Consider the following 12,605-nt stretch of genomic DNA (forward strand, 5'->3'; position numbering starts at 1 on the left):
TCCGCCGTCGGCGACAGCACCGTCAGCACACCATCTCAGGAATCGCCCGTCCCGAACGTCTCGAACTCGTCGGAGGGAGCCGATCGTGATCGGTCCGCTCGCCCTCCTCGGCGTGTCGAGCGTCGTGCTCGTCGCCGCCGCGCTCGCGTTCTACTGGCGGACGCGATCGCTTCGCCCGAACTCTCGACCGTACGGGTACGCCGTCGTCGTCGCAACGATCGCGATGGGAATCACCTATCTGTGCATGGCTGTCGCCGACATGTCCGGGATCGGGACGGATTTCATCCGGTTCATCGGCTACACGGTCATGTGGGCTGCACTCATCCCCGTCGTCTGCGCCGTTGCCGGTGCCGATCGCCGGCTGACGCTCCTGCTAGTTGCCGTCGTCGTGGGTCGGCTTTGGGTCACCCTTGGAAGCTGGTTCCTCGAGGGAGCGCTCGCGATGATCGCAACGCTCGGCACGTTCGGCGCTCTCGGTGGCGGGCTCTACTTGCTGTTCGGACCGATCTCCCGCGCGGCGAGATCGCTCCCGGCCGAACGAGCGCTCCTGTTTACCAAACTCAAGTACCTGCTCGTCCTCGGGTGGGGCGGTCTCGTCGTGACCGGACTGCTCTCGGGAAGCCTGAGCCTCGCGGACGACTTCGTCGGCCAACTCATCGTCATCTACGTCGAGGCGATCCTGCTGCTCGGTTTCGGCGGCATGGTCCTCCGGAGTTCTGCGGCGCTCGAACAGACGGCGTCATCGACCGGGCTTCTCTCGTTCGATACTGAACTCGGCGATGCTGGCACGCCTGGATCCACGGAGCACGTCGACCACGCCGATTAGTCGTCTCCCGTTGGATTGGCAGCACCGATCGGTTCGTCGCCGCCAACGGCCAGGCCATCCTCGGTCGCACGCTCCGCGATCCGGGGCTGGAAGACCCACGAACAGAGCGCCAGAATGGGGACCATCGTGACGGCGACGACCGCGTACCCGACGTGCAGATTGGGAAGGAACGGCGCGGCAAACACGAGCGGATAGACGGTGCCACCGACAGTTCCGATCCCGCCGACGACGCCGGAGACGGTGCCCGAATTGTTCGGGAACATCGCGGGAACCTGTGCGAAGATCGCTCCTTCGGAGAACGCACAGCCGACGCCGACGAAAAACCCGGCGACGACCGCGACGTAGATGTTGCCGGTCAGTCCCGCGGCCGTCATCACCAGCAACGACACGACGACGAAGACGAGCATCGTAAACGTCCACTGTTCGCGGTAGCGACCCTCGAACCACGGCAACACGGACCGTTCCGTTCGAGCGACGAGATCGCTAACGTAGCCACCGATGGGACGAAGCAAGCCAGCCGCAATCGAGAACGTCGCCGCGAACGTCGCCGCGATCACGATATCCCCCTGACCGAACGCCTCGCGATAATACGTTCCGAGCCAGCCGTTCATCGCGACTTCGAGCCCGAACGTCATCACGTAGGCGGCCGACAGTACGATCGCGCCGTACCGTGTGCCCACGTAAAGCACTCGCCGGAGACTGGCGCTCTCCCTCGTCGCACGACGCTTCGCCTCGGTCTTTGCGGCATCTCCGAACAGGGAGTAACCGAGTCCCAGAACGATGGCGATAAGTCCCGTATAGAAGAACGCAGCGCGCCAGTTCGTCGAGAACAGCGGCCCGGCGTAGTCGGAACCGAAGACTCTCGGCAGCGTAAAGTACGCGCCAAGGCCTGCCCCGGCGTTTCCGACACCGGCGAAGATACCCTCCGCCGTTCCCAGATTCTCCTCTTTAAACCACTCAGAAACGTGCTGAATGCCGATGACGAACGTGATTCCTGCCAGGGAAGCGATGACTCGCGAGACCGTAAATATCTCGTACGTCTGTGCGAACGCGCTGATCACCGAAAAGACACCGACGATGACGAGCGTCACACTGGCCGTTATCGGTGCACCAAAGCGGTCAGTAAGTGGCCCGATAAGGAGTCGGCCAGCCGGAACCGCAACGACTGCCGCACTCGAGACGATCCCGAGTTCAGCGACCGAGAGTCCGAACTCGGTGGCGATGTCGTCGGTAAACGGGGCGAACGAGAACCAGATCGTAAACCCCAGATTGAACATGAGCGTCGCGAGTATCAGATTCTTCCATTTATCGTCGATCATAGACACGCATCACCGCCCCGTTGTCAGGGGTGCTTCTACTGAGACTGACACACTATTGGCGGGGTTCGAATCGTGTCGTTCCCCAATTGAACTCGAATAGCAGCGGATAGTTGTACTCATGTGGCGGGAGGTACTGGACGTATACAAACATATAGGCTTAGTTCTTAGATAGATATGAAACGTATGCTGGCTGCGGTACTACCCTAATCCGTATTATCGCCCCTAGAGGTTCGACAATTGTTGGGTTCTCTGCTGGTGTCCCTCCGTCTAGGGATCGCTAGTGAATTGCTCTCACGCGCCCCGGACCGGCGAACGGCGGGTAAAGCGGTAGGTACAGCTGTGAGGGACGAACCTGGTGCTCGTGATCGATCGTCCCAAAACTGGTATACAAGTAGAACTGATGCGTGACAATTATGGTTTCATTCACCGCAGATGAGCGAGCAGCCGTCTACAAGTCGATCTATGCGCGACGCGATATCAGGCAGTTCAGTGATGATCCCGTTTCCGAGGAAACGATGGCGCGGATTCTGGACGCTGCACATCACGCACCCAGCGTTGGATTCTCCCAGCCGTGGGACTTCATCGTCATCGAGGACGGAGAGACGAAAACCGAGGTTGCAGCGATCGCTGAACGAGCGATTGCTGCTGCGCGCGAAGGGTATCAGGAGCCACGGCGGTCCGATTTCGGCGCGTTGAAACTGGAGGGAATCACCGATGCACCGGTGAATATTTGCGTCACTTGCGATCCGACCCGTGACGCGCCTCACGTCCTCGGTCGCAACACGATGCAGAAGATGGACGCCTATTCGACGTGTCTTGCCGTCCAGAACATCTGGTTGGCCGCACGGAGTGAGGGTATCGGCGTGGGATGGGTATCGTTCCTCTATCCCCACGAACTCCGCGATGTGCTGGGGATTCCATACCACGTGGATCCCGTCGCGTACCTCTGTGTCGGCTATCCCAGAAACGGCTTTCCTGCTGAACCCGTCCTGCAAGAGCAAGGATGGCGTGACCGTCTCGATGGCGAGCAACTGATCCACTACGACGAGTGGAACTCCGAGAAAGCGCCGCAGGGGCGATGACCTGTATCGCCATCCGGGCCCGAGTTACCCGTCGTCGCTGGATAGTTACTCCTCGCCAGAGACGCCACTCATGGACTCGTCCCCCCGAAATCGCCGACAATCCGCGTTACTCGTCCAGGTGGTCGATTCCCTTCTTGGAGACGTTCGCCTCCGTGATCTCGTCGGGCATCCAATCCGGCTTATCGTCGGGCGCTGTCTCCTCCCAGGCCCAGCCGTCGTAGATGTGGACTTTATCCGTCCCCTTCTCACGAAGCCTGAGTTCAGTTCGGTCAGCCGCGTCCTCGCTCGAGCCCGGTTCGAGCCGTCGTGCCGCCTTGAGGGCGGCTTGCCGGGGAGTGTTCCCCGAAAAGACACTTTCCTCTTCCCCGCTCGACGCTCGCAGCGCAAAGTTTCGTTTACCGTCTTCGCGTACCATGGTTTTGCCTCCATGCCAACCCAGCACACGGCCCGACATAAATATATCCCTGAAAATCGACCGACAGTGCCGGTATCTTTAAGTATATCCGTCAGGCACCTCTTTGCACTATCTCGCTCCACCGGTCGCCGCTCTCTCGTAATTGTCCGCGTAACTACTGTGTAATAAGGTCATTCCTCGGGGCGTCGAAAACACTTAAGTATATCCTACGGCGAAGTTCGTCATAGAATCCCGCGATGGTACGGAAAAAGAAGTTGAGTCCAAGCGGTGCGAAAGACGAAGACGGTAACTACCACAACGTCCACCTCAATCTGCACGAGGATGAACTCGCAGTCGCGGGGATGGATATCGGCGACGAAGTTTTCGTTCGGGTCCGGGACGGGAAGATCATCATTCAGCAAGCCGACGAGGAAGACGTCGAACACGAGTTCTAATCGACTATTGAACGACGGACAGAAGTGTCGTATGTCGAACACACTCGCCGCTACAGCACGAGCGTGGGTCCGTTTCGCGTTCGACCGCGCTCGTTTCTCGAGAAGACGGCACTCACACAGACTGCTGTCAGCCGGTTCCGGCGCACCCACACACTCCTGCGGTTGCGACGGAAATCGGTATAACAGCCTCTCAGGAATCAACTACTGACCGTTGCACTCGCTGCAGCGGTCGACTCCTGCGACTGAATTCCGATCAGAGTACGTCCGCCGTTGTAAGCGTACGTGTTCCAGAGACGCTCGCTCTTTCCACACCGTACTTACCGAGGATCATTGTGGGCTATTTCCGTGGGTAACAACCACGTGATCGAGAATGTCAGACGACACAGAGAACGAGACCCCGAGCAACGCGACGGACCGGTCGGCTGCCGGCGACGAGCATCTTCCCGTCGAACGGTTCACGAACAGTCCCGTCGATCGACGAACGTTTCTCCGCCTCTCGGCCACGACCGGTGCCGCGCTCGCGCTTCCGGGCAGTGCCACTGCCGACGTTTCCGGCGACGCGCTCACCGACGAGTTCACCTTCGTCGTCAATCACACGCCCGAGGCGTACGAGGCTGCGACCGTCATCGAGTTCAGCGAGCGGGAGGCGTTCGACGCCTTTGCAGACGAGTACGAGGAAGAACCCGATCCGGAGCTGTCCCGGGCACCGAAGGCGGTCACCCGGGAGGAGCCGACGCTCGCGGCGCACGCCCACCTCACCGCCGCCGAGGTCGAGGACGTGCTCGACCTGAGCGGTGATGGAATCGACGTCATGGACTTCGCACCCGGTGCGAACCCGTGGTGGACGATCGAGGCTCCCTACGAAGACGGCGTCTTTCCGCCGGTCGAGTCGGCGCGCAACTACGTTTCCTACGAGGAAACCGTCGAGGCGCTCGGACACCTCGAAGACGCGTATTCGGATCGCGTTCGGGTCCACGATATCGGCGAATCTCCGGGCTGGACGAACGCATTTACCGGCGAGGAGTCCGATCCGCGGGATATCTACGTCGCGGAGGTGACGAACGACGTTCGAGACGAGACCGCCTTCGACGAGAAGGAGAAGGTCGTCTTCTCGCTCAGCATTCACGGCGACGAACGCGCCGGCGTCGAAGCCGGCAGTCGGCTCCTCGAGGACCTCGCCCGCGGGGAGGCGGCGGCGTTCGAACCCCTGCTCGACGACATCGCCGTCGTCTTCCTGTTTACCAACCCCGACGGCTGGGTCGCGCGCAACCCCCAGACCGAAATCCCGTGGGTCGAGGCCCACGACACCAACTTCCAGCGCGGCAACGCGAGCGTCTTCGACGGCCAGCCGATCGATACCAACCGGCAGTATCCGACCATCGGGTGGACGAATCCGAGTTTCCGGCCGGCCGAACCCGAGGGCGTACCCGACGAGTTCACCGAACTCGTGCCGGATTCGCTGGCCATCGTCGAGCACTTCCGCGGGTACGAGAACGTGGCGTTCCTCTGTGATTACCACGGAATGTACACGGCCGACCACCTGGTGTTCAACCTCGAGACGAACGCGTCGTTCGAGCACGAGGGGACCCACGATCTGGACGAGGTCAACATCCGGATCGGCGAGGGGATGCAGGACCACTGGGGCGGTATCGATGCGATCGCCGACGACATCGAGACGGCCGGCGAGGAGATGTACGGCGTGCCGTTCGTGCCGGACGGCGACAGTTTCGACGGGCTCCTGGACTGGGGGTCGATCTACGACTCGCTCGCCTATCAGATCACCGGGAGCTTCCTCGGCTGGGCCGGCCAACCCGAGGCGGACGGGGGACTCGGCGCGATCACCGTCGCCCCGGAGATCGTCCTCTCGAACCACTATATGAACGCACAGAAGGAGTGGAAACCCTACTGGTCGCGCCACTACGCGACGGCCTACCGGCTCTCGATGCGCGAGTTCGCCCAGATGGCCGCCCGCGACACGACCGCAACTGTCGCGACCGGCGGTCAAGACACGGCCTACGTCACGACGGACGAACTCACCCGCTCGTCCGCCGATCTGCCCCACACGGGCGTCGATTCGGGTCGCGGCGGAGACGACGGCAGCGGTCGGGGACAGGGACGCGCTCAGAATCAGGGTCGCGGGACGGCGGTACGGCGACGCCACGAGGTCGTCCAGCCGGGCCCGTCCGGTCAGTCGCGCGTCGGCGCGGAGACCACGGACGCCTCACACTCGCTGTTCGTGGATCTCGAGGGCGTACAGAACGCGACCGACGGCACCGTTCGCGTCCGCGATCCCGCGGGAACCGTCGTCCGCGAGGTCGACCTCGCGGCGAAGGCCGACCCGGCCGAGACGGACGTCAGAACGCACGACTTCGAGGGTGCCTTCGTTCGCCGACCCAAGGCAGGCCAGTGGACCGTCGAGGTCGACAGCGACGCCGAGGTACACGTCCTCACGACGGTACTCAACGTCGAGGGCGACGACGAGATCCCCGACCCCGGGGAAGTTCTCGGCTACGAGCAGCGCCCCTACACCGTCAATCCGATGCGGTTCTTCGCCGACCTCGACGAGTCGGTCGTCGACGGCGACGTGGACTACATGGGCACCCACCACGTGAGCGTCGGCCGCCTCCTGCGGGGCAACTCCGGAAAGCGCCACTACGACAAACTCGTCGTCTCCCACGACGACGGTATCGACGACTCGCGGTACGTCTCGGCGATCGAAGAGTTCGTCCAGGCTGGCGGCGACCTCGTCCTCACGGATTCGGGCGTGAATCTGCTCGCCGAACTCGAAATCGGCGACGCCGCCGACATCGCCGCCGCCGACATCGCCGACGTCCTCCTCCCGTTCGCGAACCTCGAAAACAGGGACTTCGACCACCCGCTGCTCGCCGGTATCAGGCCCCGCCAGCAGGAGATCTGGAAGGGGTCACAGCTCGGCTACACGACCGGCGTCGACCAACCCGCGACGATCGTCGACCGGGAGGCGTTCGAGCGCGCCGGCGGCTCCGTCACCGGCACGTTCACCGTCGGCGACCTGCAGGACGGCGAACCGACCGACCTCGCGTCCGGCGTCGCCGCCGGCACGCTCTCGGCGGATGATAGCGAAATCTCGATCGTCGGCTCGGTGCTGCCGCCCGCCCGACAGACCGAACTCCACCCGTTCGGGATGGCCGACTACGCCGTGTCCTTCATGGGCCATACGCTCCTGTGTAACGCGCTCGGATTCGAACAGCGCCGCTACGCCGACGGTGAACTCGTGCGGACGTACGGGGAGATACGGTAGCTGCGCCGTCTCGAAACCACTCGCGGCGCTTCGCACCGCCTCACGACGCGGGTTACTGCAGGGCCGCGAGATCGAACTCGAACGCCGCGACCGGCACCTCGAGATCGTGTTCGACGAGGATTTTCGGATGAACTTCCCCGATCACGCCCACCACCTCGTCGTCCATGACGACGGCCGCCGTTCGACCCGAAATGAAGGTGGGGTGTTCCGTCGGCGGCGTCTCGAGTTCGACGTCGAACCGACGGGCCAGCGCTTGCAGTCGCGCCTTGGCGTCCTCGTAGCCGGCGTCGTGATTCGCGAGAACGGCCCCCACGTGACGGCGTTCGTCGATGCCGATGTTCTCGGTCTCGTCGACGGCGGCGGTAAAGCCGATCTCCGCGAGGTGCTGGGGGTACGCGCGGTGGGTGTTTCGCTCTAACACCATCAACAGCGAGGGCATGGCCCACGTTCGTAACATCGTGAAGTCCTCGCTGTAGGGTTCCTTGATCGTCGCGGGTTCGCCGGCCCCGTAGACGTCCGCATCGGGGTCGAGATCGAGGCGGTCGTAGTTCTCCGCCTCGTTGATCATGTGGAAGTTCAGCAGATCCTCGAAGCCGAGGCCGACGAGTTGGGTGCGCGTCGCGTCTTCGAGTCGGGAGCGTTCGTGGCGACCGCCGACGGTCCCTATGTCGGGGTACTTCGGCTCGAGTTCGTTGAAGCCGTAGGCCCGCCCGAGGTCGTCGATGATATCGAGCGGGTGGAGCACGTCGACGCGGTAGGGTGGCACGGTGAACTCGTAGACGAGTTCGCCGTCGTTATCGCCTTCTTCCTTCGCCGCGTCGAGTCCCGACCGCTCGGCCAGGTCGATGACCTCGTCCGGATCGAGGTCGATTCCGAGGATGGTTTCGATGCGGTCGTGGGGAACGGTCTTGGTCTTTGTCGAGAGATCCGGGCGGACGAGTTCGTGATCGGAGTATTCGACGGTGACGTCCTCGAGCGTCGCGCCGCGGGCCGCGAGTGCGTAGCAGACGATGTTCAGCATCTTGTCGATCGTCCACTGATCGGTGCCGGTCATCTCGACGAACAGGTCGCGAGAGTCCGTCGACACTTCGGTGCGGCGGCCGTTGATCACCGGCGGGAACGAGAACAGTCCGATGTCGTCGTAGATCGCCGGGTAGCGCTCGTACTCGCTGACGAGGTCCGCGTACGTCCGGCCCGTGTCGTGTTCTTCGAGCACCTCGGCGGGCGTCAGTTCGGCGTCCGAGTCGAGCGGTACGAAGCGGTCCCCGTCGGGGTCGATGCCGACGTACTCGATGGTCGGGTTGCCCTCAGTCGCCGGGCTTCCGCGGAGCATCGTCAGGTCGTGAATCCCGATCGCGCCCTTCGCGCGCTTTCGGCCCATCGTCGCGTGTAACTTCTCCTGGAGTTGGATCAGCGAGTCGAGGCTTTCCTCGTCCAGATCGACGTCGCGGATCACCGCGCCCGTCACGTACGGCCGCTCGTCCGGCACCGACTCGTCGACCCGAATCGTCCACTCGGCCGAGTTCGTCGCGGGAACGTGCACGCCGCGGGCGTCGCCGTACTGGTAGCGCATCGAGCGGGCGACGCCTTCGACCGACAGCCGGTCGAGCCGATCCGGCGCGAACTCGAGTTCGAACGCGCCGTCCTCGGTGCGGCCCTCGAACTCGAGGCCGAGTCCGAACAGGTCCTCCTGCAGCTCCTCGTCGGATTTTTCCTCGTGGCCGGTCAGTTCGCGCAGTTCGTCGGGGTCGATATCGACCGTTGGCATCAGTAGGTCACCTCCGTCTCGCGAAGCAGTTCCAGGTCACACAGCGTCCCGTGGATGTCCCGGATGTCCTCGAAGCCGTACATCAGCATGAGCAGGCGCTCTAAGGCCAGTCCCCAGGCCATCACGTCGCACTCCACGCCGAGGGGTTCTAACATCTCCTCGCGGAAGATGCCCGAGTTGCCGATTTCGACCAACTCGCCGGTCGTCGGGTGAGTCCCGAACAGTTCGAACGACGGCTCCGTGTAGGGGTTGTAGTGGGGTTTGAACTGGATGTCTTCGATGCCGAACTGGGCGTAGAACTCCTCGAAGGTGCCCATCAGGTCCCGGACCGAGAGGTCCTCGGCCATCACCCAGCCCTCGATCTGGAAGAACTCGAGCAGGTGGGTCGGGTCGAGCGTGTCGTTGCGGTACACCTTCTCGACGCTGAAGAAGCGCGCCGGCGGTTCGATCTCGCCGATCTCCCTGCCCGACAGATAGCGCGTCGACAGCGAGGTCGTGTGTCCGCGGAGCGCGAGCGCCCGGGCGAAGTCCTCGTCCCAGGGCGAGTGATAGCCCTCGCCGTCCTCGCCGACGCCCTCCCTGTGGGCGCGCTCGACGCGCTCGACGAGTTCGGCCGGCAACTCGTCGATGTGGGTCGGCCGCTCCAGGGCGAACCGGTCCCAGTGCGTGCGAGCGGGGTGGTCCTGGGGCATGAACAGGCTGTCGTTGATCCAGAAGTCCGCGTCGACGTGCGGGCCTTCCATCTCCTGAAAACCCATGCCGACGAGCACGTCCTTCACGCGGTCGGCCGTCTGGCGGAGGATGTGCACCCGGCCGCCCTCGAACTGCTCGGCGTCGGCCTCGACGTTGTACTCGGCGAATTCGACGTCCTCCCACTCGCCGCCGGTGAGGAGTTCGGGCGTGACCTGGCCGACCGTCTCGGCCGTCTCGAGGCCCGCCATCAGCTCCGTGACGCCGTCGTCAGTCAGCGTGATCTCGCGGACCGTCGTCTCGGCGAGTTCGAGCAATCCGCGGCGTTCGAGTTGGTCGCGAATTTCCGTGCTGAACTCGTCGGCGGCGAGTTCACCGTCGCTATCACTCTCACCGTCACCATCACCGTCGTCGGCAAGCACCGACAGGGCGTTCGCCTCCGCGTCGGCGTCCGGGTCGGCGTCGGGATCCGCGGTGATTTCGCCGCTGTCGATCTGCCCGTAGCCCTTGCGCGCGTAGTTCGAGAGCGCGATATCGACCTGGTTGCCGTCGAGTTCGGCCGCGCCGATGACCTGTCCCATCGAGACGGGCTCGTCGTCGGCACCGGACGCGAGTGCGGCCTCGTAGAGGCGGATCTCGGGGAGGTCGCCGGCTGCGTATTCGGCTCCCTCGTCGGTGAGCGTGATCGTTTCGTCGACGCGTTCCGTGACGGCGACCAGCCCCTCGTCTTCGAGTTCGAAGACCGCGCCGGTGACGGTCTCGGGGGGCAAGTCGGTCGCCTCGGCGATGGCGTCGACGGACGTTGCGTCGTCCGCGTTCGCGGCCTCGAGGACCGCGACCTGTGCTGCTGGAAGTTGCATTCGCTTGTGTAGATGGCTGTGTGGTGGTCAGTTAGCGGTTCCGACTCGAATCGATGGCGGTAGCGAGTGCAGCGAGCGACGGCGAGTGTGACGATCCTCTCGAGACCGTTCCGTACCGATGCCACTGCGGCCCCAGCCGCTCATGCTCATCGGCGTCCCGTGACCGGTTTCACCGCGACAACCCGATGTGGATCGTCGCGGGTTCACCGGGTCCTCTCACTCTCAGCGCGCAAAAACGAACCCGAATCCCGAGTGTGGCTGCTGTGGCTGGCTCACGACGCTGGCACGAGACGGGGATTCGGGTGCCATACACGTTCGATACCCTGGCTGGGGCAAAAGCGTTGCGGGACGGTGACACCGCCCGCGACCGATCCTTCGTCGGCTCACCCGCGTTCGGACGAGCCCCGGCCAGCGGACTCGAACGGACTCTTGCAGCGGTCTCGAACGCGACCCCGTCGCGGACTTGCCGGCTACGACTACGAGTTCGACACGCGCGTCGTCTCAAGCGTGCCCGATTCGACCCAGACGAACCCCGACTGCTCGGCCGCCGCCTTCGCCCGCGAAACCGCCGCCGGATCGAACGCGTCGACGAACTCGATACGCGTCTCCGATCGCTCCGTTTCCGGCAGCTCCGGCAGGAACTCCTCGTCCTCGAGCAGTCCGCGCACGGAGACGTTCCCGCCGGCACCGAGGGCCGCACCCAGCGCGCGATACCGGTCGTCTTCGGTCTCCCACTCGACATCGCCCCCGAAGGAGTCGTTTGCAACCCGCGTCGTCGTACTCGATCCCGAGAGCGAGCCGAACTCGTCGGCGGCCGTGGAATCGGATGCTGACGCGTCCGTCCCGGACGATGCTGAGGCCAAGGGCGATGCCGAGGACGATACCGTGGCTGACGCTCCGTCGAACCCCTCGCGTTCAGTTTGCGAACGCGGGTCGGTGCTGGGTCCGGGTGTGTCGGCGTTGGCATCGGTTCCGGGTCCGATTTCGCTGGTCTCGTCGGTGCCACCCTCCGCCACCCGCGAGACGCTCGGTGAGCCGCGGAGTTCGAAGTCGTTCTTGCTCTTGCTCTCGCGCTCCGGGGCCGCCGTCGCCTCGGTTTCTGCCTCCTCGATCAGCGAGTTGAACTCGTCGCCTGCCGTCCGCGTCCCGTCGCGCTCGCGGTCGGCGGCCCAGTCGGGCCACGGGGCAGCACCGTCGCCCGGTGCTGCACTCGAGTGGGCTGTCGACTCGTCGGGGACGTACGCCCCGAGTTCGTGCTCGGGGAGGAGCGGCGTTCCGACGGCGTCGATTCGCGGACCGTACCGTTCGCGCAGCCGCTCGAGTTCGGGTTCCTCGACCAGCGCGGCCCGCCAGCGATCGACGCCGGCGGAGAGCAGGACGAATCGCGCGTCGGTTCCGGCAAGCAGCGAGGCGTTGATCGCGTGCAGGATCGCCGGCAGATTGTCGGTGCCGAGCGGCGTCTCGGGATACTCGACGGTCGTCTCTCGCTCTCGGCCCTGATAGTCGGACGCTCGCAGGTGGAGTCGGTCGTCCGAGCGCAGCGCTGCGGCGATCCGTTCGCACCGAAACGACCAGCCGATGGCGTCGAAGACGGCCGTCAGTTCTCGATCGAGCGCATCTTGAGCGTAGCGTGCGGCGCAACTGAGCCCGCGCTCGCTCCCGGCGATCGTCCGGCGGAGGACGGCCGTCCGATCCCGGCCGGCCGCGAGTTCGTCGGCGAGGGCGGTTGCGAGGTCGTCGGTGTCGCCGGCACTACCGCCTCGACCAGAGCGAACGTCGGCCGCAGTGACGCCGAAGGAGCCGAGCACGTCCGCACAGCGCAGGAGGGCGTCCGCGTTGCCGGTGGAACCGGACGGATCGGGAGGGCGAGAGGAGGGCATCCGTTGTCGGTGCTTTCACGAACGGCCCTATATAACTTCGTCAGACGCCAA

The 12,605-nt window shown here is 64.2% G+C and carries 9 protein-coding genes; 4 read left to right on the forward strand and 5 right to left on the reverse strand.

Going from position 1 to position 12,605, the window contains the following annotated elements:
* The first annotated feature begins 85 nt into the window (after positions 1-85).
* Positions 86-826, forward strand: a complete 741-nt coding sequence (locus tag C480_RS09630; RefSeq protein ID WP_006665423.1) for a bacteriorhodopsin — start codon at positions 86-88, stop codon at positions 824-826.
* Here C480_RS09630 and C480_RS09635 read toward each other — a convergent pair.
* The gene (locus C480_RS09635; protein ID WP_006665424.1) at positions 823-2,145 is read right to left on the reverse strand and encodes an MFS transporter; all 1,323 of its coding nucleotides are present in this window, start codon (positions 2,143-2,145) and stop codon (positions 823-825) included. The genes C480_RS09630 and C480_RS09635 overlap by 4 nt on opposite strands.
* A gap of 413 nt (positions 2,146-2,558) precedes the next feature.
* Between C480_RS09635 and bluB the strand changes: the two genes are divergently transcribed.
* Complete coding sequence (gene bluB, locus C480_RS09640; RefSeq protein ID WP_006665425.1) at positions 2,559-3,227, forward strand: 5,6-dimethylbenzimidazole synthase; 669 nt, start codon at positions 2,559-2,561, stop codon at positions 3,225-3,227.
* A gap of 106 nt (positions 3,228-3,333) precedes the next feature.
* Here the strand turns inward: bluB and C480_RS09645 are convergent, their stop codons facing one another.
* Positions 3,334-3,642 carry a non-histone chromosomal MC1 family protein gene (locus C480_RS09645; RefSeq protein ID WP_006665426.1) on the reverse strand — a complete coding sequence of 103 codons (309 nt, stop codon included), beginning with the start codon at positions 3,640-3,642 and terminating at the stop codon, positions 3,334-3,336.
* Positions 3,643-3,878: 236 nt separating this feature from the next.
* Between C480_RS09645 and C480_RS09650 the strand changes: the two genes are divergently transcribed.
* Entirely contained in the window at positions 3,879-4,076 is a 198-nt protein-coding gene (locus tag C480_RS09650; protein ID WP_006665427.1) for a hypothetical protein, read from the forward strand.
* 370 nt (positions 4,077-4,446) lie between these two features.
* Positions 4,447-7,356: a M14 family metallopeptidase gene (locus C480_RS09655; protein ID WP_006665428.1), complete on the forward strand. Its 2,910-nt coding sequence runs from the start codon at positions 4,447-4,449 to the stop codon at positions 7,354-7,356.
* Between the two features lie 52 nt (positions 7,357-7,408).
* Here C480_RS09655 and pheT read toward each other — a convergent pair whose 3' ends face one another.
* From pheT to C480_RS09670, 3 genes are all read right to left on the reverse strand, one after another.
* Positions 7,409-9,124, reverse strand: coding sequence for a phenylalanine--tRNA ligase subunit beta (pheT, locus tag C480_RS09660; protein ID WP_006665429.1), 1,716 nt, complete (start codon positions 9,122-9,124; stop codon positions 7,409-7,411).
* The gene (gene pheS, locus C480_RS09665) at positions 9,124-10,674 is read right to left on the reverse strand and encodes a phenylalanine--tRNA ligase subunit alpha (protein WP_006665430.1); all 1,551 of its coding nucleotides are present in this window, start codon (positions 10,672-10,674) and stop codon (positions 9,124-9,126) included. Before pheS ends, pheT begins: the two co-directional genes overlap by 1 nt.
* A 476-nt stretch (positions 10,675-11,150) precedes the next feature.
* Positions 11,151-12,554: a hypothetical protein gene (locus tag C480_RS09670; RefSeq protein ID WP_006665431.1), complete on the reverse strand. Its 1,404-nt coding sequence runs from the start codon at positions 12,552-12,554 to the stop codon at positions 11,151-11,153.
* Positions 12,555-12,605: the final 51 nt, after the last annotated feature.

This window comes from Natrialba aegyptia DSM 13077, from assembly GCF_000337535.1.
In the GTDB taxonomy this organism is placed as follows: Archaea; Halobacteriota; Halobacteria; order Halobacteriales; family Natrialbaceae; genus Natrialba; species Natrialba aegyptia.

Excerpts from the sequence above, each read along its gene's own strand:
- bluB (WP_006665425.1), top strand. The coding sequence starts at position 2,559 with ATGGTTTCATTCACCGCAGATGAGCGAGCAGCCGTCTACAAGTCGATC.
- C480_RS09650 (WP_006665427.1), top strand. The coding sequence starts at position 3,879 with ATGGTACGGAAAAAGAAGTTGAGTCCAAGCGGTGCGAAAGACGAAGAC.
- C480_RS09670 (WP_006665431.1), bottom strand. The coding sequence starts at position 12,554 with ATGCCCTCCTCTCGCCCTCCCGATCCGTCCGGTTCCACCGGCAACGCG.
- C480_RS09635 (WP_006665424.1), bottom strand. The coding sequence starts at position 2,145 with ATGATCGACGATAAATGGAAGAATCTGATACTCGCGACGCTCATGTTC.
- C480_RS09645 (WP_006665426.1), bottom strand. The coding sequence starts at position 3,642 with ATGGTACGCGAAGACGGTAAACGAAACTTTGCGCTGCGAGCGTCGAGC.
- pheT (WP_006665429.1), bottom strand. The coding sequence starts at position 9,124 with ATGCCAACGGTCGATATCGACCCCGACGAACTGCGCGAACTGACCGGC.
- pheS (WP_006665430.1), bottom strand. The coding sequence starts at position 10,674 with ATGCAACTTCCAGCAGCACAGGTCGCGGTCCTCGAGGCCGCGAACGCG.
- C480_RS09655 (WP_006665428.1), top strand. The coding sequence starts at position 4,447 with ATGTCAGACGACACAGAGAACGAGACCCCGAGCAACGCGACGGACCGG.